General features: G+C 64.9%; 14 protein-coding genes. 9 read left to right on the top strand and 5 right to left on the bottom strand.

Going from position 1 to position 16418, the window contains the following annotated elements; genetic code table 11:
• Positions 1–77 precede the first annotated feature (77 nt).
• From LDL28_RS03200 to LDL28_RS03185, 4 genes are all read left to right on the top strand, one after another.
• The gene (locus LDL28_RS03200; RefSeq protein ID WP_233057183.1) at positions 78–2468 is read left to right on the top strand and encodes a glucose/quinate/shikimate family membrane-bound PQQ-dependent dehydrogenase; all 2391 of its coding nucleotides are present in this window, start codon (positions 78–80) and stop codon (positions 2466–2468) included.
• A gap of 378 nt (positions 2469–2846) precedes the next feature.
• Complete coding sequence (locus tag LDL28_RS03195; RefSeq protein WP_233057182.1) at positions 2847–4175, top strand: c-type cytochrome; 1329 nt, start codon at positions 2847–2849, stop codon at positions 4173–4175.
• A gap of 21 nt (positions 4176–4196) precedes the next feature.
• Positions 4197–4670, top strand: coding sequence for a (2Fe-2S)-binding protein (locus LDL28_RS03190; RefSeq protein WP_233057181.1), 474 nt, complete (start codon positions 4197–4199; stop codon positions 4668–4670).
• Positions 4663–6984: a molybdopterin cofactor-binding domain-containing protein gene (locus LDL28_RS03185; RefSeq protein WP_233057180.1), complete on the top strand. Its 2322-nt coding sequence runs from the start codon at positions 4663–4665 to the stop codon at positions 6982–6984. Before LDL28_RS03190 ends, LDL28_RS03185 begins: the two co-directional genes overlap by 8 nt.
• An 88-nt stretch (positions 6985–7072) precedes the next feature.
• Here the strand turns inward: LDL28_RS03185 and LDL28_RS03180 are convergent, their stop codons facing one another.
• Positions 7073–7558 (bottom strand): DUF3429 domain-containing protein, encoded by a 486-nt coding sequence (locus LDL28_RS03180; protein WP_233057179.1) that lies wholly within the window; start codon positions 7556–7558, stop codon positions 7073–7075.
• A 140-nt stretch (positions 7559–7698) separates the two neighbouring features.
• On the opposite strand from LDL28_RS03180, the gene eno reads away from it, so the two are divergent.
• Both eno and LDL28_RS03170 read left to right on the top strand, forming a co-directional pair.
• A complete protein-coding gene (eno, locus tag LDL28_RS03175; RefSeq protein ID WP_233057178.1) occupies positions 7699–8979 on the top strand; it encodes a phosphopyruvate hydratase in 1281 nt (426 codons plus the stop codon).
• Between the two features lie 71 nt (positions 8980–9050).
• The gene (locus LDL28_RS03170) at positions 9051–9380 is read left to right on the top strand and encodes a septum formation initiator family protein (RefSeq protein WP_233057177.1); all 330 of its coding nucleotides are present in this window, start codon (positions 9051–9053) and stop codon (positions 9378–9380) included.
• An 82-nt stretch (positions 9381–9462) separates the two neighbouring features.
• On the opposite strand, the gene rpmG is transcribed toward LDL28_RS03170, so the two are convergent.
• Positions 9463–9630 carry a 50S ribosomal protein L33 gene (gene rpmG / locus LDL28_RS03165; RefSeq protein WP_025813389.1) on the bottom strand — a complete coding sequence of 56 codons (168 nt, stop codon included), beginning with the start codon at positions 9628–9630 and terminating at the stop codon, positions 9463–9465.
• A 158-nt stretch (positions 9631–9788) separates the two neighbouring features.
• Here rpmG and glp point away from each other — a divergent pair, with 158 nt between their 5' ends.
• On the top strand, positions 9789–10997 hold the full coding sequence (gene glp, locus LDL28_RS03160; RefSeq protein ID WP_233057176.1) for a gephyrin-like molybdotransferase Glp: 1209 nt from the start codon (positions 9789–9791) through the stop codon (positions 10995–10997).
• Between the two features lie 117 nt (positions 10998–11114).
• Complete coding sequence (gene lexA, locus LDL28_RS03155; protein WP_233057175.1) at positions 11115–11792, top strand: transcriptional repressor LexA; 678 nt, start codon at positions 11115–11117, stop codon at positions 11790–11792.
• Here lexA and bioD read toward each other — a convergent pair.
• From bioD to LDL28_RS03140, 3 genes are read right to left on the bottom strand one after another with little or no spacing between them, the layout of a single operon-like run.
• Positions 11786–13195: a dethiobiotin synthase gene (gene bioD / locus LDL28_RS03150; protein ID WP_233057174.1), complete on the bottom strand. Its 1410-nt coding sequence runs from the start codon at positions 13193–13195 to the stop codon at positions 11786–11788. The two genes, lexA and bioD, sit on opposite strands and share 7 nt — an antisense overlap.
• Positions 13192–13851: an alpha/beta fold hydrolase gene (locus LDL28_RS03145; protein ID WP_233059168.1), complete on the bottom strand. Its 660-nt coding sequence runs from the start codon at positions 13849–13851 to the stop codon at positions 13192–13194. The genes bioD and LDL28_RS03145 overlap by 4 nt, the downstream gene beginning before the upstream one ends.
• Before the next feature lie 2 nt (positions 13852–13853).
• Positions 13854–15044: an 8-amino-7-oxononanoate synthase gene (locus LDL28_RS03140; RefSeq protein ID WP_233057173.1), complete on the bottom strand. Its 1191-nt coding sequence runs from the start codon at positions 15042–15044 to the stop codon at positions 13854–13856.
• Between the two features lie 61 nt (positions 15045–15105).
• On the opposite strand from LDL28_RS03140, the gene LDL28_RS03135 reads away from it, so the two are divergent.
• Positions 15106–16392: an adenosylmethionine--8-amino-7-oxononanoate transaminase gene (locus LDL28_RS03135; RefSeq protein ID WP_233057172.1), complete on the top strand. Its 1287-nt coding sequence runs from the start codon at positions 15106–15108 to the stop codon at positions 16390–16392.
• Positions 16393–16418 lie beyond the last annotated feature (26 nt).

The raw sequence follows: 16418 nt of genomic DNA, 5'->3' as shown, positions 1-16418 counted from the left end.
GGGGTTGACCTGAGCGCATCTCGCACGTTCATTCATAGATGAATGTTCGGACTGTATTGCTGTAATCAGGAAAACTTATGAATAGCCTCATACGCTCGGCACCCCTTCTGGCCGCTGCCATAGCTGTCTGCGCCCTTTCAGGTATTTACCTGCTGGGTGGCGGGCTATGGCTGTGCCTGATTGGCGGGTCCTTCTATTACGTGGTGGCGGGTTTTCTGCTGCTGGTTACGGCATGGCTGCTGGCGCGGCGGCAGGCGTCGGCGCTGACGGTTTACGCGGCGCTGCTGCTTGGCACGATGGTCTGGGCCGTGCACGAGGTCGGGCTGGATTTCTGGGCGCTGGCCCCGCGTGGCGATATTCTTGTGCCCATTGGCGTCGTGCTGGCGCTGCCGTGGGTCACGCGCCACCTGCAACCGGCGGGAATGGGCGCGCGCGCACTCCTGCTGGGCGCGATCGCCGCCGCCGTCATCGTGGTCATTTTCGCTATGACCCGCGACCCGCAGGATATCGCGGGCAACCTGCCGCCCGTGGCGCAGAACGCGCCCACCCCGGGCGATGCGGGGCAGATGCCCGATGATGACTGGCAGGCCTATGGCCGCACCCAGTTCGGGGATCGTTTCTCCCCGCTCCGGCAGATCAATACCGGCAATGTCGGCAGGCTGAAGGTGGCCTGGACCTTCCGCACGGGCGATCTGCGCGGCCCGAACGACCCCGGGGAAATAACCGATGAGGTCACCCCCATCAAGATCCGCGATACGCTCTATCTCTGCTCCCCCCATCAGATCCTGTTCGCGCTGGATGCGAAGACGGGCAGGCAGCGGTGGAAGTTCGATCCGAAGCTGCAGTACAACCCGACCTTCCAGCATGTGACATGCCGTGGCGTTTCCTATCACGAGACAAAACCCGATGCGCTGACGGCGGTGGATGGCGCGCCCGCACCGACCGATTGCGCGCGCCGCATCTTCCTGCCCACCAATGACGGCCGCCTGTTCGCGCTCGATGCGCAGAGCGGCGAGCGCTGCGCCGGCTTTGGCCAGAACGGCGTGCTGGACCTGAAGGATGGCATGACGGTCCGTACGCCGGGCTTTTATGAACCGACGTCTCCCCCGGTGGTGACCGATACGACCGTGATCGTGTCCGGCGCGGTGACCGATAACTATTCCACGCATGAACCCTCGGGCGTCACGCGCGGGTTCGATGTCCATACCGGCGCGCTGAAATGGGCGTTCGACCCCGGCAATCCCGACCCGAACGAGATGCCGTCCGAACACCACAGCTTCGTGCCCAATTCACCCAATTCATGGATTACGGCGTCATATGACGCGAAGCTGGATCTGGTTTACCTGCCCATGGGCGTACAGACGCCCGATATCTGGGGGGGCAACCGGGGCGCGGACGCCGAACGCTACGCCAGCGCGATCGTGGCGCTGAACGCGTCCACCGGCAAACTGGTGTGGAGCTACCAGACCGTGCATCACGACCTGTGGGACATGGACATTCCGGCCCAGCCCAGCCTTGTCGATATCCGCAACGCCGCGGGCGAGGTCATTCCCACGCTGTATGCCCCGGCCAAGACCGGCAACATCTTCGTGCTTGACCGCCGCAATGGCCAGCTTGTCGTGCCGGCCCCCGAGCGCCCCGTGCCGCAGGGGGCGGCGCCGGGTGACCATCTTTCGCCCACGCAGCCTTTCTCGGAGCTGACTTTCCGCCCGAAGAACAACCTGACCGATGCCGACATGTGGGGCGGCACGATGTATGACCAGTTGATCTGCCGCATCATGTTCCACCGCCTGCGCTATGATGGCCCGTTCACGCCGCCTTCCCTGCAGGGTACGCTCGTGTTCCCCGGGAATCTGGGCATGTTCGAATGGGGTGGTCTGGCCGTCGATCCCGAACGTCAGATCGCGATTGCCAATCCCATCGCCATTCCGTTCGTATCAAGGCTGATCCCGCGTGGCCCGAACAATCCGGCCACACCGGATAAGTCCCTGGCCTCGGGCAGCGAGAGCGGGTTGCAGCCGCAGTTTGGCGTGCCTTATGGCGTGGACCTGCATCCGTTCCTCTCGCCGTTCGGCCTGCCGTGCAAGCAGCCTGCGTGGGGCTATATGTCGGGTATCGACCTGCGCACCAATACGATCGTGTGGAAGCACCGCAACGGGACGATCCGCGACAGCGCGCCGCTGCCCCTGCCGATCAAGATGGGCGTGCCCAGCCTTGGCGGCCCGCTTACCACGGCTGGTGGCGTGGCGTTCCTGACCTCGACGCTGGATTATTACATCCGCGCCTATGACGTCACGACCGGGCGTGAACTGTGGCAGGACCGCCTGCCCGCCGGTGGCCAGTCCACCCCCATGACCTATGCGGTGGATGGAAGGCAGTTCATCGTGACCGCCGATGGTGGCCATGGGTCGTTCGGCACGAAAATGGGTGACTACGTGGTCGCCTACACCCTGGCCGACCAGAACTGAGCCGGCCTGCCGGGGAAGGATTTTTCCTTCCCCGGATTGACAATGCCGTCAATATCTATATCCGGTTAAATATAGACGCTGCCGTAATACCGGTGTTTACGACGCAGCTATTCAAGGTTTTGCAGCCTTAAGCTGGCATTCAGTGCAAAACCGAATAAGTCTTATCATAGCTTTCATCTTACGCGCGCCCGAACGGCTTGATTAGGAAACAGTAATACTGAGTTTCCGCCGTGGCGCCGATGTTCCCGACATCCGGCAGGTCCGGTGCTTCGCGGGCTGTGCAACGATGCGCTGCCTGCTGTGTTTCCTGCCATACCGGACCAGAACCGGGCGGATTATACGGGGTGATATGATGACTTTCACAACCGCGAGAACATCGTGATTAAACGTATTGCAGCAGCGATTGTGGGGATCGGTGTCGCCGGTGGCGTCGGGTTCCTGGCCTATGCGTGGTATCCGGCCATCGCGCCGGTTGCCCCACCGCCACCTTCCACCTTCACCGCGGCCCAGGTTGAGCACGGCCGCGTGCTGGCCGCTGGCGGCTACTGCGCTGAATGCCATACCCGCACGGATGGCAGGCGCGGTATCGAACTGGCTGGTGACTACAAGATGGACACGCCCTTCGGCGCCATCTTCTCCTCCAACATCACGCCGGATCCGGAAACGGGCATCGGGCGCTGGTCCCAGGCCGCCTTCATGCGCGCCATGCGCAAGGGCGTGTCGCGTGACGGCGCGCATCTTTTCCCGGCCTTCCCGTTCGATCACTTCACGCACATGACGGACCAGGACATCAATGATGTCTATGCCTTCCTCATGACGCGCCAGCCCGTCCATTCGGTCAAGCGTGAGAACACGGTGGGCTTCCCGTTCAACATCCGCATGGCGCAGGCGGGGTGGAAACTCCTGTTCCTTCAGGAAGGGCTGCTGAAGAACGACCCGGCGCATGACGCCGAGTGGAACCGCGGCGCCTATCTGGCCGAAGGGCTGAGCCATTGCGCCGCCTGTCACACCCCCCGCAACGCCATGGGCGCAGAAAAGAGCAGCGCCGCGTATGATGGCTCGACGATTGACAACTGGATCGCCCCCCCGCTCAACGCGCATAACCCGACCCCCGTTGTCTGGACCGAGGACGAGTTCTTCAAATACCTGCGCTTCGGTTCCGCCCCGCTGCATGGCAGCGCGGCAGGCCCGATGTCGCCCGTGGTGCATGGCGGCCTGAGCGAACTGCCGGAATCCGATGTGCACGCCATCGCGCACTACCTGGCCGATATCGACCATGCATCCAGCCGCGTCGGTCAGGATCCCAGGGCCATCGCCTGGGCCATGAACGCATCCATGAAGGATCTGGTCGGGCCGCAGACCAACCCGAACGCGCGGCTTTACGCCGGGGCCTGCGCCGCCTGCCACGCCAATTCAGGCCCGCAGCCGGTCGAAGGCCGCCCCGAACTGGCCCTGAATAATGCGCTGTGGCTGGATGAACCGACCAACCTGTTCCAGGTCGTCCTGCGCGGAATTGGCACCACAGAAGGTATTTCCACAGTTTCCATGCCCAGTTTCTACCATTCCCTGTCCGATGCCGATCTGGCCCGCCTTGCGGCCTACCTGCGCGCCACGCGCACGACCCTGCCGCCATGGACCGATCTGGAAAAGAAGGCGGCCGAGGTGCGCAAGACCCTGCCCGCCTCGCCTGTCGCGTCGTCCCATTGAGCTGAAAGACGGAGCTAGAACATGACGACCTTTCGCCTCAATGGACGCGACATAACCGTTGACGTACCGGCCGATACCCCCCTGCTATGGGTCATCCGTGACGAAGTCGGCCTGACCGGAACCAAGTTCGGCTGTGGCATCGGCATGTGCGGCGCCTGCACCGTGCATATCGGTGGCCGGGCCACACGGTCATGCGTGACCCCCATCAGCGCCGCCGAGGGCGCGGACATCACCACCATCGAGGGGATCGACCCGGAGGGGAACCACCCGGTCCAGCAGGCATGGCGGGAGCTTCAGGTGCCGCAATGCGGCTACTGCCAGTCCGGCCAGATCATGCAGGCCATAAGCCTGCTGAAGGATTACCCCGCGCCCACGGATGAGGAAATCGATGCCGTCATGGCGGGCAGCCTGTGCCGCTGCATGACCTATGTCCGCATTCGGGAGGCCATCAAGAAGGCCGCTGCCAACGCACGCGGAGATGTATCAAATGGGTAGATTGAACCGCTTCCGACTGGGTAAGGACGGACGCCGTGAGCAGGCTTCCCTGTCCCGTCGCGGCTTCCTTGTCACCTCGCTTGGCGCGGGGGTCATGTTCGGATTCGCACGCCCGGCTGCCGCCAACCAGGTTTTCCCCCTCGACCAGGCGCTGCCCGGCGATGGCGCGTTCGAGCCGACCATCTGGTGCGCCATCGCCCCGGATGGGGAGATCACGGTCAACATCATCCGCGCGGAGATGGGCCAGCATATCGGCACCGCCCTTGCCCGGATCATCGCCGATGAGATGGAAGCCGACTGGAGCAAGGTCCGCATCAACTATGTCGATACCGACCCCAAATGGGGTCTCATGGTCACCGGCGGAAGCTGGTCGGTCTGGATGACATGGGACATCTTCCGCCAGGCCGGCGCGGCGACGCGCATGGCGCTGGTGGAGGAAGCAGCCCGCCTGCTGGGCACCACGGCGGATAAATGCACCGTTGCCAACAGCATCGTCAGCGCGGGCGACAGGCAGATCAGCTTTGGCGACATCGTGGCCAAGGGGCATCCGTCCCACACCTTCACGCCCGAGGAAATGGCCAAACTGCCGCTCAAGCCCGCCAGCGAGCGCAGGCTGATCGGCAATGCCGAACTCAAGGCGCTGGACATTCCGGCCAAGACCAATGGCACGGCCATTTACGGTATCGACGCCAGGGTGGAGGGCATGCTGTATGCCCGCCCCAAGATGCCGCCCACCCGCTACGGGTCAAAGGTCCGTTCGGTTGATGATACGGATGCCCGCAAGGTCAAGGGTTACGTCCGCTACCTGCTGATCGATGATCCGTCCGAAACCGTGCAGGGCTGGGTGGTGGTGCTGGCCAGCAGCTACAGCGCGGCCATCCGCGCGGCGGATGCGCTGAAGGTGGAATGGAACGCGGGCGAGACCGCGCGCACATCCGAGCGCGACATCCAGGACCGTGGCCGCGCGCTGATCAACAACAGGGACGGCGGCGTTTTCATATTCAACGATGATGGCGTGGATCAGGCGTTTTCCGGCGCGCATACCGTCATGGACCAGGAATATACCTGCGCGTCCGTGCTGCATTACCAGCTGGAGCCGACCAACGCCCTCGCCTTCGAGAAGGATGGCGTTTACGAGATCCATGCCGGCAACCAGTGGCAGAGCCTGATCCTGCCCACGCTGGCCAAGGCGCTTGATGTGCCTGAATCCAAGATCATCCTGCGCAGCTACCTGCTGGGCGGCGGGTTCGGCCGCCGCCTTAACGGGGATTACATGATCCCCGCCGCCCTCGCCTCCAAGGCGCTGGGGGGCAAGCCGGTCAAGCTGGTCCTGACCCGCTCGGATGACATGCAGTTCGATTCCTTCCGCTCCCCTTCGGTCCAGCGTGTCCGCATGGCGTTCGATGGCAGCGACAGGATCACCGCCATGGACTATCAGGCGGCGGCGGGCTGGCCGACAGGCGTGATGGCGGCGGCCTTCATGGAAAAGGGCGTGGACGACAAGCCCTACGACCAGTTCGCCATCGCCGGTGGCGACCACTGGTACGAGGTCGGGGCCTTCCGCGTGCGCGCACTGCGCAATGACCTGGCGGAAAAGACGTTCCGCCCCGGCTGGCTGCGTTCGGTCAGTCCCGGCTGGACCAGTTGGGGGGTCGAATGTTTCCTTGATGAAGTGGCCCACCGGCAGAAGAAGGATCCGGCCCAGTTCCGCCTTGACCTGCTGACGGCGCAGGGCCGCAACAAGGGGCAGGCTCCCGATTCCGTTGGCGGCGCGCTGCGTCAGGCCGCCGTTGTGCGCCGGCTTATGGAAAAGGTGAACTGGGGCAAGACGACATTGCCCAAGGATACCGCGCTGGGGCTGGCCACCACGGCGGGGCAGGAACGCGGCATGCCGACATGGATCGCCTGCTGCGCGCAGGTCCATGTTGACCGTGCCACGGGCGTGGTCCGGTGTGAAAAGCTGACCATCGTGGTCGATGCCGGCACCGTGGTCGATCCTGATGGGGCGAAGGCCCAGACGGAGGGTGCGGCGCTGTGGGGGCTGAGCATGGTCCTGTTTGAAAACACGGAAATCGTGAACGGCCTGCCGGTTGACCGCAACCTGAACACCTATACCCCGCTGCGCATTGCCGACACGCCGGAAATGGATATCGAGTTCCTGCCCAGCACCGAAAAGCCGATGGGCCTTGGTGAACCGGGAACGACGGTGGTCGGCCCCGCGATCGGCAACGCCATCTTCAACGCGGTGGGCGTGCGCCTGCGCCATATGCCGGTGCGCCCGGCGGATGTGCTGCGCGCGCTCCAGAACAGCTAGAGGGTTCCGGCCTGAAGCTGAAGGAAACCCGGCATGCCCGTCATGCCGGGTTTTTTTATGGGGCGGCCTGTACCGTTTGAATGGCAGGTTAATGGCCGGGCCGCATGCCCAGGCAGGCCGCGAGTATGGCCAGGAAACAGACCTCGCTCAGGCAGACGACGAACCACTGCAATGTCATGTAGCCGCGCGGCATGGCCCCGCGTTTCCACGCCATGCGCTCGACCACGGCCGTGGCGCCGAATCCCGCGATCAGGATCATCAGCCCCGCCAGTTCGTGCACGGTGGCCGCGCACAGGCCCACCCACCCGATAAAGGCGGGCAGGCCGCCCATGGTCAGGCGCAGGTTGGTCAGGCGCGTGGTGCCGCCCGCGGGGATGATGTCGGGCCGTTCCAGCGCCAGCCCCCAGTGCACCGCCCCCAGAAAGGACAGCATGACCGCGCCATAGCCCACCGCCGCCGTAAGCAGGCGCGGGGTGTAGTCGGGGGTCAGGAACACGATTGCGCATGTGCACCCGATCAGCGGCAGGAGGCTGGCCAGGGCGGTTACGATGGCCAGCAGCGGCAGGCGTTTCACGGCGGGACTCTCCTGTTACAAGGTCGTGGTGTTCATAGCGCACTCTGGCATGATACGCGGCATCTGTTATCGTGGGACATGATGTGCATGCCGGTGGTATGCCCTATCCCCATAATGTCAAATCTGAGGAAACAGATATCATGAGCGCCATTATCGATATCATCGCCCGTGAAATACTGGACAGCCGTGGCAATCCGACCATCGAGGTGGACGTGGAGCTGGCCTCCGGCGCGAAAGGCCGCGCGGCGGTTCCCTCTGGCGCCTCCACCGGCGCGCATGAGGCGGTGGAACTGCGCGATGGCGACCCCAGGCGCTTTGGCGGCAAGGGCGTGCTCAAGGCGGCAAGCCATGTCGAGCATGAGATTCTGGAAGTGCTGCAGGGCGTGGAATCCACCGATCAGGTCGCGATCGACGAAGCGATGATCGACCTGGACGGCACCCCCAACAAGGCCCGGCTGGGCGCCAATGCGATTCTGGGCGTGTCGCTGGCGGTGGCCAAGGCCTCGGCACAGGAATTGCAGACCCCGCTGTACCGCTATGTCGGCGGTGTCTATGCCCGCACCCTGCCCGTGCCGATGATGAATATCATCAACGGTGGCGAACATGCCGACAATCCCATCGATATTCAGGAATTCATGATCCAGCCCGTTGGCGCGCCCACCGTCACGGATGCGATCCGCATGGGATCGGAAATCTTCGCCCAGCTCAAGAAAAGCCTGTCCGGCGCGGGTTACAACACCAATGTGGGCGATGAAGGCGGCTTTGCCCCGGCGCTCAAATCGGCCGATGAGGCGCTGGGCTTCATGATGCGCGCGGTCGAGGCCGCTGGCTACAAACCCGGAGATGACGTGACCTTCGCCCTCGATTGCGCCGCGACCGAGTTCTACAGGGACGGACGTTACGACCTGAAGGGCGAAGGCAAGACGCTGGATGCCGCGGGCATGATCGCCTATCTGGCCGATCTCGCGGCGCGCTATCCCATCGTCTCGATCGAGGACGGACTGGCGGAAGACGACTGGGAAGGCTGGGCGGAACTGACCGCCAACCTGGGCGGCAAGCTGCAACTGGTGGGTGACGACCTGTTCGTGACCAACCCCGACCGCCTGCGCCGGGGCATCAAGGCGGGTGTGGCCAATTCGCTGCTGGTCAAGGTCAACCAGATCGGCACGCTGAGCGAAACGCTCGAAGCGGTGCAGATGGCCCAGCACGCGGGCTACACCGCCGTCATGAGCCACCGTTCGGGCGAGACGGAAGACAGCACCATCGCCGATCTGGCTGTGGCGACGAATTGCGGGCAGATCAAGACCGGCTCGCTGTCGCGTTCGGACCGCACCGCGAAATACAACCAGTTGATCCGTATTGAAAACGAGCTGGCCACGGCGGCCCGCTATGCCGGGCGTACCATCCTGAAGAACGGGTGATGTGGTTCTGGCCGGGCGGGCTGGTCCCGTCCGGCCACGATGATGGTGGTGCGTGGCGGGGGTAGGACGATATGCGATTTGGCAGGTTTGTAAGGCGTGTGGTGCGGGCGACGTTGCCCCCTGCCCTGTTTATCGGGCTTACGGCCTATTTTGGCTGGAACGTCATGCGGGGCGAGCATGGGCTGCACAGCTACGCGGCGCAACTGCACCTGATGGACGAAGCCCGTTCCGCGCAGAAGGACGCCCAGACGGAACAGGATGTCTGGCTACGTCGCGTGCGCGGCCTGAAGGAAGGCGCGCTTGATGCCGACCTGCTTGATGAACGTGCGCGCACCATGCAGAATCTCGCCCGGCAGGACGAGATTGTCGTGCCCTATGCCGAGCATGACCATCTTTACTGACCCTGCCCCGCCCGATCATGCGGATACGAAAAAACCCCGGTCGTTTCCGCCGGGGTTTTTTCGTATCCGCCGGAGCGGAAGGTTATTTGATCTTCGCTTCGCGGAAGGTCACGTGCTTGCGCGCAACGGGGTCGTACTTGCGCATTTCCATCTTGCCGGTCTGGGCACGGGCATTCTTCTTGGTGACATAGAAGTAGCCGGTATCCGCCGTGGAAACGAGCTTGATCTGAATGGTGTTGGTCTTTGCCATGATATCCTCAGCACTGCTCCGCCGCTGCTGGAACATTCAGGTGCGGCAGTGGTTCAAGTTGGCGGAAAATGCGCATACACAAGGCCTAGGTCAAGCACCCAGTTTCATTTTTCTGCTTAAATTCGTACGGAACGGGTAAAAAAGGAGTGCATTGCACGATGTTGAGTGTCTCGGAAGCGCGCGAGCGGATTCTCGACGGGGTTTCCCCCCTCCCGGCGGAGGTCGTGGCCCTGACGGATGCCTGCGGCCGTGTCACCGCCGCGCCGGTCGTGGCGCGCCTGTCCAATCCCCCGGCGGATGTCTCGTCCATGGATGGCTACGCCGTGCGCGCGATCGACCTGGCGGGGGCGGGCACCACACTCACCTGCATTGCCGAGGCTCCGGCCGGCCATCCCGCCGCCGTTACCATCGGGCCAGGCCAGTGCGCGCGCGTGTTTACCGGCAGTGTCATGCCTGCGGGCGCCGATGCGGTGCTGATACAGGAAAACGTGCGGGCCGAGGGAACGACCGTCACGACAGGCCACGTGCTGGCGCCCGGAACCTATGTGCGCCGTAAGGGGCAGGACTTCACGGCGGGGAAAACGGTCATTCCCGCGGGCCGCAGGCTGTCCGCGCGCGACATCGGCCTTGCGGCGGGGGCGAACCACGCATGGTTGCAGGTGACGCGCCGCCCGCGCGTGGCCATTGCCGCCACGGGTGATGAACTGCTCCTGCCCGGCAGCGGGGCCGGGCCGGGGCAGATCGCCAATTCCAGCACGCCCATGCTGGCGGCCCTGCTGCGCATGGCGGGCGCACAACCAGTGGTGCTGCCGGTGCTGCGCGATGACATGGCCGATCTTGCCGGTCTTGAGCGTATGGTGGATGGCGTGGATATGCTCATGACCACCGGCGGCGCGAGCGTGGGCAGCCATGACCTTGTGCGGCGGGGGCTGGAACAGGTCGGGCTGAAGACGGATTTCTGGAAAATCGCCATCCGGCCGGGCCGTCCGCTTATGTTCGGCCATCTGGGCCGCCTGCCGTTTCTTGGCCTGCCGGGCAACCCGGTGGCGGCTTTTGTCTGTACGGTGGTGTTCGTGCTTCCGGCCCTGCGGCGCATGGCGGGGCTGGAGACAGCGGTCGAGTCTCCCACGCAGGCCGTGCTGGGCAGGGATCTGCCCGAAAATGACCGGCGCATGGATTACATGCGCGCCAGCCTGAGCCATGATGCACGGGGGCGGCTGGTGGCGAACCCCTTTCCCGTTCAGGACTCGGCCATGCTGCACGTACTGGCGCAAAGCCAGGCGCTGGTGGTGCGCGCGCCCCACGCGCCCCCGGCCCGGGCGGGGGAGAGCTGCGACATCATCCGTCTGGATCAGCTTCAGGCATAGGCGCTAATGCCGGTTGACGGGGTGTATGGAACCAATATAGAACATGAAGGCAGGTTTTGGGTTTGTTCCATCACATTTCAGGTCCGGCAGACTGCCCGCGGCAAAAGGACATGTGCCATGCTTACAAAAAAACAACATGAGCTTTTGCTGTTTATCGACGGCCATCTGCGCAGCACGGGTTTTTCCCCGTCTTTCGATGAAATGAAGGATGCGCTGGGCCTGCGTTCAAAATCCGGCATCCACCGGCTCATTTCCGCGCTGGAGGAACGGGGCTTCCTCCACCGCCGTCACCATCGCGCCCGTGCGCTTGAAATCCTGCGCCTGCCCGATATCGAGCCACCGCCCGTGCGCAAGCCCACCGATTCGCTTCCCACACCCCCACAGACACCCCCCGCCGCGATGCTGGCGAAACTGGTCGAACTGCCATTCGTGGGCCGTATCGCGGCCGGCGCCCCGATCGAGGCGATCAATACCGCGACCACCCATATTACCGTTCCGGCGGATATGCTGGGCCGGGCCAGTGGCCATTACGCACTGGAGGTCAGTGGGGATTCGATGGAGGAAGCCGGGATACTCGATGGCGATACGGTCATCATCCGTGACCAGCGGCAGGCCAATGATGGCCAGATCGTGGTGGCCCTGATCGACGGGCAGGAAGTCACGCTCAAGCGCCTGCGCCATGAGGGCGATGACATTGCGCTGATCCCGGCCAACAGCCGGTATGAAACCCGTGTCCTGCCCGCGCGGCGGGTCAGCATCCAGGGCACGCTGGCCGGGCTGATCCGGCGTTACTGAACCTGTGGCCCGACAATGTCATCCCATGATGGCAGGCGGGCCGCCAGGCTGGCCACCGCGTCCGGCCCCATGGGGGCGAGTGGTGGAAACTGGGCCAGAATACGGACCCGGCCATGGCGTTCGATGGCCGCGCGCCCGATGGGTTCGGGGGGGCCGTTCAGGATCACCCCCGCCACCCGCAGGCCGCGTGCACGCAGTGCGGCAAGGCTGAGCAGGGTATGGTTGATGGTGCCGAGCTGGCTGCGGGCCACCAGCACCACAGGCAGGGCCAGACGGACCATGAGGTCGATCATCAGGTAATCCCGGGCAATTGGCACGAACACCCCCCCGGCCCCTTCCACCACCAGTGGACCCCGCGCCGCGTCATGGGGGGGCATGGTTATGCTGGCCGGATCGATGCGGGCATGGACGTGACGGGCCGCATCCTCGGGGGAGAGCGAGGCCCCGAACGTCGCGGCGGGCGGATAGATCGGCCCGTCCCCCTGCCCCAACAGATGGCGCAGCGTCGCGCTGTCGGAAGGGGCGTCGTCCGTTCCGCTTTGCAGCGGTTTCCAGTACGCCGCCCCCAGGGCACGCACCAGCGCGGCGGCGCTGACGGTCTTGCCCACATCCGTATCCGTGCCGGTCACGAACAGGCCGGGCCAGAGGGAACGGCGGAACACGCCATAGGCGACATGGTAGGAAATGGCCAGCGGCCCTTCCGTCCGCGCCGCTGTCAGCACCCGGCGCAACTGGCCGCCCGTGGCGGGGGGGTGGTCGGTATGGGTGGCGCCTATGGTGCGTAGCTCGCGCACGAAATCCAGCGGGGAAGCCGGAACATCCACAATCTCCGCCTCCTGCCACAGCCCCGCGCCGCAGGTCGGCCATTCACCCTGAAGGGTGTCGAGCGTGGGATAGGCGGGCATGGGGCACGCCAGCCCCGCACGCGCATAGGCCGCGCGCCATTGCCGGAAGCTGTCCGCGCCAAGTGTCGCGAACGCCATCCGCCCGCCCGGCGCCAGACGTGACGCCAGAAGGCGCAGGGTGCGCGCGCGTTGCCCGAACCATTGCATGGCCAGGCTGGAGCAGATCAGGTCGAACGGGCCGGTCAGGTCCGGCGCTTCGGCATCCATGGGGTGCAGGACAAGCCGGCTGTCATGGGGCATCCGGCGCGCCAGACGTTCCAGCATGCGCGGTGCGATGTCGGTGGCGGTGATATGCGCGTGGGGAAAAAGCCGCCGTAATTCCCGGGTCAGGAAGCCGGTGCCGCAGCCTGTTTCCAGAATGCGCAGCGGGGCGTCTGGCGCGTGGCAGGCGGCTATGCGGCGCGCCAGTTCGGCGGCGGCGATGCGCTGGACGCGGGCGGCCTGCTCATAATCCTGCGCCGCGTCGAAACGGGCGGCGATGTGGTCCTTGCGCGTCATGGTGCGGTGATCCGTTGGCTCATGGTCCTGATAATGCGGGCACAGGTCCCGGGGTGGGTAAGCGGCAGCAGGTGCCCCCCTTCCAGCCAGTGGATCGGTGTCCCGCCCCCTGCCGGGAAACTGGCCCGTGTCAGGGCGGGCGGCGCTATGGCGTCCTGCGTTCCGGCAACGGCCTGTACGGGGCATGCCGCCCCGCTCAGGTCATTCGTGCAATCCATATCCATCAGGGCCCGCAGGCCCGCTTCCAGTCGCGTGCTTTCAATATGGGGGGGGAGTGGTGATTCAATGCCCGCGCGCTGGCGGAAACTGTGCAGCAGCCCTTCAGGCGCGCGCAGCAGGCCCTGCCGCATGCGTTCGATCACGCGCCGGGGGATCCCGTCGGGAAAACCGGGCGCGGCCCCGAACCGGCTGAACCCGTTGAACAGGAGCAGCCCCCGGCATAGCGGGCCGTGATGGCGCAGGAGCCACAGGGCGCCAAGCGAGTGGCCAACCCCGATATAGGGCCGATCAGGCAGGACCATGTCCGCCCGTGCGCTGAAAAAGCCGAAATCGAGCGCCTGCGTGCGCCATGGCCCAAGGGCCGTGCGTGTCGCCTGCCAGAAGGTGTGGTCAAAGGCCCAGCCATGTACGAACGCGATGGGCAGCGCGGCGGGCATGGTCACGGGCACGCCCGCAGGGCGGCGGGAATGGCGGTGGCAAGCTGGTCGATCATGGCATCGGTATGCGCCGCACTCAGCGCAAGGCGGATGCGGCTGGCGTTGGGCGGCACGGTCGGGGGGCGGATGGCGGTGGCGAGGATGCCGTGGTCTTCAAGGCTGGCCGCGAAAGCCAGCGCGCGGGCGGCCTCCCCCATCACGACCGGGACGATCTGCGTGGTCGAGGGATCGGGCGACAGGCCACACGCGCGTACCGTACTGCGGATATGGTCCGCATTACGGGCCAGCCGCGCGCGTTCGGCGTCGAGCGTGGGCAGCAGTTCCACGGCGGCATCCATCGCGCCCAGTACCGCCGGTGGCGGCGCGGTGGTGAACACGAAGCCCGAACAGGCATTGACCAGCCAGTCGCACAGCGCCCGCGATCCGGCGACGAACGCCCCGAAGCCGCCCAGCGCCTTGCTGAACGTGCCCATCACAAGGTCCACCTCATGCCCCGCGCACAGGCCACGGCCCTGCGGTCCCAGCACGCCGGTGGCATGGGCTTCATCCACATAGGTAAATGCGCCATGTGCGCGGGCGATGGCGCAGAGCCTGCCGATGTCGGTGCGGTCGCCGTCCATGCTGAACACGCTTTCGGTCACGATCACCCGCATTCCCGGTTGCGCCGCATGCTGCGCCAGCAGGCTGTCCAGATGGGCAAGGTCGTTATGGCGGAAACGGATCTGGCGCACACCAGCCGCCATGCAGCCATGGTGCAGGCTGGCGTGGTTCAGCCGGTCGGTAAACACAAGGGGGCGCGTACCCTGCTCCGCCGCAAGTTTGAGCAACGCCGCCAGAACCGAGGCATTGGCCTGCCAGCCACTGGCCAGCAGCAGGGCCGCCTCGGTCCCCTTGAACGTGGCCAGCCGTTTTTCCACGGCCATATGCTGCGCGCTGGTGCCGGTGACAAGGCGCGACGCGCCCGCGCCGGTCCCCGCCTCATGCAACCACTGTGCGGCGCGGGCGGCAAGGAGCGGATGGTGGGACAGGCCCAGATAATCATTGGAAGAGAAATTGACCAGTTCCCGGCCATCGCGCACAACCATGGCCGCGCCCACATGGCGCACCGGCCGCAGCACGCGCCGGGTATGAAGCTGCGCCATCTGGTGTAGCGCGGTCTGGAAAATCGGATCGAAACGGGCCATGAAGCGCATTCTCCTGCCGGAGCATGCCGCCCCGGTCAATCCCGCCAACGCAATATGACGGAGACAGCCCATGTGTGGACCCGACTGGCTGGAACAGGGCATGAACCATGTCTGGCTCCCCTACAGCCAGATGCGCACGGCCCTGCCGCCCCTGCCCGCTGAAAGTACGCGCGGGTGCACCATCACGCTGGCCGACGGGTCGGAACTGGTGGATGGCATCGCATCGTGGTGGACGGCCTGCCATGGCTATAACCATCCGCATATCCGCGCGGCGGTGGCAGCCCAACTGGAGCGTATGCCCCATGTCATGTTTGGCGGTCTGGTCAACGAACCCGCGCTGACACTGGCCACGCGGCTGGCCAGCATGCTGCCCGGTGATCTGGAGCGGGTATTTTTTACCGATTCCGGTTCCGTCGCAGTTGAGGTCGCGATGAAAATGGCCATCCAGTACTGGCTCAACCGTGGTCAGGCGGGGCGGACAAGGCTGGTCGCCTTCCGTGGCGGCTACCATGGCGATACGATGGCCTCCATGGCCGTGTGCGACCCGGAGGAAGGGATGCACAGCCTGTATCAGGGCGCGCTGCCGGAACATTTCATTGCGGACCTGCCGGTCGATGATGCCCGCGCGCACGCGCTTGATACCCTGCTGGAGCAGTCGGGCAACAGGATCGCCGCCATTATTGTCGAGCCCCTGGTGCAGGGCGCGGGCGGCATGCTGTTCCATTCGCCCGATGTCCTGCGCAGGCTGCGCGACCTTGCGGACCGGCACGGCGTGCTGCTGATACTGGATGAGATTTTTACCGGCTTTGGCCGCACCGGCACCATGTTCGCCTGTGAGCAGGCCGGGATCGTGCCCGACATCATCACCCTGTCCAAGGCGCTGACCGGGGGAACGATGGCGCTGGCGGCGACGGTTGCCCGCCGGCATGTGTTCGAGGCCTTCCTGTCGGATAACCCGCTGCATGCGCTTATGCATGGGCCGACCTTCATGGCCAACGCGCTGGCCTGCGCCAGCGCCAATGCCTCGCTCGACCTGTTCGCGCGTGAACCCCGCCTGGAACAGGTGGGGCGTATCGCACAGCAGATGCGGGCCGAACTCGAATCCTGCCGCGAACTGCCGAATGTGGTGGATGTGCGCGTCATGGGCGCGATCGGGGTGGTGGAACTGGAGCGCGTGGGGGACATGAACGCCCTTAAAAGCGCGCTGATCGCACAGGGCGTGTGGGTACGACCATTTCGCAATGTTGTGTACCTGACCCCGGCCTTTACCATAACGCCATCCGAATTGACGCGCTTGACCACGGCCATTCACACGGTTCTGTCGCAATCCGCGCCCGATCCGGTGCATCGGCGCTAGGCCATTAGGGACGGAACTGGTATAGA

The sequence above is a fragment of the Komagataeibacter sp. FNDCR2 genome (assembly GCF_021295395.1).
In the GTDB taxonomy this organism is placed as follows: Bacteria; Pseudomonadota; Alphaproteobacteria; order Acetobacterales; family Acetobacteraceae; genus Komagataeibacter.
Note: the sequence above shows the minus strand (reverse complement) of the source record. Positions and strands in the feature narration are given on the sequence as shown.

Coding starts and splice junctions, on each gene's coding strand:
- LDL28_RS03200 (WP_233057183.1), top strand. CDS start 78: ATGAATAGCCTCATACGCTCGGCACCCCTTCTGGCCGCTGCCATAGCT.
- LDL28_RS03190 (WP_233057181.1), top strand. CDS start 4,197: ATGACGACCTTTCGCCTCAATGGACGCGACATAACCGTTGACGTACCG.
- LDL28_RS03185 (WP_233057180.1), top strand. CDS start 4,663: ATGGGTAGATTGAACCGCTTCCGACTGGGTAAGGACGGACGCCGTGAG.
- eno (WP_233057178.1), top strand. CDS start 7,699: ATGAGCGCCATTATCGATATCATCGCCCGTGAAATACTGGACAGCCGT.
- LDL28_RS03170 (WP_233057177.1), top strand. CDS start 9,051: ATGCGATTTGGCAGGTTTGTAAGGCGTGTGGTGCGGGCGACGTTGCCC.
- rpmG (WP_025813389.1), bottom strand. CDS start 9,630: ATGGCAAAGACCAACACCATTCAGATCAAGCTCGTTTCCACGGCGGAT.
- glp (WP_233057176.1), top strand. CDS start 9,789: ATGTTGAGTGTCTCGGAAGCGCGCGAGCGGATTCTCGACGGGGTTTCC.
- lexA (WP_233057175.1), top strand. CDS start 11,115: ATGCTTACAAAAAAACAACATGAGCTTTTGCTGTTTATCGACGGCCAT.
- bioD (WP_233057174.1), bottom strand. CDS start 13,195: ATGACGCGCAAGGACCACATCGCCGCCCGTTTCGACGCGGCGCAGGAT.
- LDL28_RS03145 (WP_233059168.1), bottom strand. CDS start 13,851: ATGCCCGCCGCGCTGCCCATCGCGTTCGTACATGGCTGGGCCTTTGAC.
- LDL28_RS03140 (WP_233057173.1), bottom strand. CDS start 15,044: ATGCGCTTCATGGCCCGTTTCGATCCGATTTTCCAGACCGCGCTACAC.
- LDL28_RS03135 (WP_233057172.1), top strand. CDS start 15,106: ATGTGTGGACCCGACTGGCTGGAACAGGGCATGAACCATGTCTGGCTC.